Source organism: Streptococcus sp. C150 (assembly GCF_000187445.1).
In the GTDB taxonomy this organism is placed as follows: Bacteria; Bacillota; Bacilli; order Lactobacillales; family Streptococcaceae; genus Streptococcus; species Streptococcus raffinosi.
Genome location: NZ_GL698468.1, coordinates 1 through 626 on the forward strand (window position 1 = coordinate 1; position 626 = coordinate 626).

At 49.0% G+C, this 626-nt stretch carries 1 protein-coding gene; it reads left to right on the plus strand.

Annotated features, from left to right (window positions below; genetic code table 11):
- Nucleotides 1–626: Ig-like domain-containing protein (locus tag HMPREF0848_RS10765; protein ID WP_008536393.1), on the plus strand; the 626-nt coding region annotated here is incomplete at both ends.

Below are 626 nucleotides of genomic sequence, written 5' to 3' on the forward strand. Positions count from 1 at the left end.
CTGCTAGCAATGGTAAAGTAACCATTACACCAACCGTTGCTATTCCAGTAGGTAATGTAACAGCCAAAGCGACAGATGCGGCAGGTAACACATCAGTTGCAAGTGATCCTAAAGTGGCGACAGACACCACAGCCCCAGCGAAACCAGTAGTGAATACAGACCTCACAGGTAAAGCAGGCACTAAGCCATCAGTAGAAGTGAGCGCAGAACCAGGTTCAACTGTTGCTCTTTACGATAAAGATGGCAACAAGATTGGTGAAGCGACAGCAGGAGCAGATGGCAAAGCAACAATCACGTCAACCGTTGCTATTCCAGCAGGCAATGTGACAGCGACAGCGACAGATGCAGCGGGTAACACATCAGACGCAAGTGATCCTAAAGTAGCGACAGACACTACAGCCCCAGCGAAACCAGTAGTGAATACAGACCTTACAGGAAAAGCTGGAACTAAGCCATCAGTAGAAGTGAGCGCAGAACCAGGTTCAACTGTTGCTCTTTACGATAAAGATGGCAACAAGATTGGTGAAGCGACAGCAGGCGCAGATGGCAAAGCAACAATCACGCCAACCGTTGCTATTCCAGCAGGCAATGTGACAGCGACAGCGACAGATGCAGCTGGTAATACA